The 1,126-nt window shown below is 61.8% G+C and carries 1 protein-coding gene and 2 pseudogenes; 2 read left to right on the plus strand and 1 reads right to left on the minus strand.

Annotated elements, in window-relative coordinates:
• A pseudogene (locus KVS69_RS18340) lies at positions 1-387 on the minus strand (hypothetical protein); the annotation flags it as partial.
• Between the two features lie 127 nt (positions 388-514).
• Here KVS69_RS18340 and KVS69_RS18345 point away from each other — a divergent pair.
• On the plus strand, positions 515-865 hold the full coding sequence (locus tag KVS69_RS18345; protein ID WP_217539422.1) for a helix-turn-helix transcriptional regulator: 351 nt from the start codon (positions 515-517) through the stop codon (positions 863-865).
• 174 nt (positions 866-1,039) lie between these two features.
• A pseudogene (locus KVS69_RS18350) lies at positions 1,040-1,126 on the plus strand (transcriptional regulator); the annotation flags it as partial.

Genomic DNA, 1,126 nt, shown 5'->3' on the forward strand with positions numbered 1-1,126 from the left:
GGTCTCCCAGAGTGCAAGTTCATCCCACAGCTCCAGTTTCGCGTCCGCCAAGTCTACATCGTGTGCCATATCGCCGAGTTGGTCTTCCAGCACCGGGAGCAGGTGCCTGCGCTCGTGGGTAGACCAGGCGAAAGCCCATTGCAGATCTTCGATGGGCGTGACCTCGGCATCGGGGCGGATCTGCCATCGATCCGCTGGCCAGGGAACTTGGATCAAGGCCAAGACACGCAGCGTGTCCAGCACCAGCAAGGTGGAGCGGCGTGTGGGCGCCACCGGTATGCGTCGTAGCTGCGCGGCTAACAGTGCGGCTAGGAAAAGGGTGCCACGAAGGCCCAACTCCTCGATGCTGGCGACCCCAGATGGCGTCATTGACGAGGTTCCGGGCATGCGGTTTCCGGGGATGAGGGAGCGGCGTGGCTCCTGGGGGGGGGGGGGGGGGGCGCCACCGGTGTCGCCGGGTGCCTCAAAGCTAAGAATATCTTAGTATGCAAGGCAGGGTACATCCGCCATCCTTATGGGGTCTCCATGGGGTACGCGCGTGACTTTGTCCGTCGACTCAACACCGACCTTCGCTCGACGCCTCAAACAAGCCCGCCTGCACACGGGTTTGTCGCAGAAGGAGTTGGGCATCCGGGCCGGTCTGGATCCTCACGTGGCCAGCCCCCGAATCAACCAGTACGAGCGTGGCAAGCACGAGCCCATGCTGGAGATTGCTGAGCGGTTGGCCCAAGCGTTGGGGATCCCCGCCGCCTTCCTTTACACCGACGATGATCTGCTGGCCAAGTTGCTCCTGCGCTGGGGCTCGCTAAGCAAGCAGCAGAAGCGCGAGTTGGTGAAGCTGATCGAGGCCACGCCCGAGAAGTAAACCGAACAAGCGCTCGCCCTATGGGCAACTCTTCGCCTCAACCCGCCCTTTGGGCGCTTCTGGAGGGAGCTGCAGTGTCCGCGGCTAGTGCGACTGACAAGTCGCGACATCTCAGGCTTACTTGAGATTTTGTTCACGACCGATACACACGCGCCTTGTCTAAAGTGATATACCATGTCGCCCGCGTCAGCCTCCTCACTTCTACTGCGACTGTTCCTGATCGCCATGCTCGTGCTTAACGGCGCGTGGTCGGCGTTTGCG

This window comes from Stenotrophomonas sp. GbtcB23 (assembly GCF_019091045.1).
GTDB lineage: Bacteria > Pseudomonadota > Gammaproteobacteria > Xanthomonadales > Xanthomonadaceae > Stenotrophomonas > Stenotrophomonas rhizophila_A.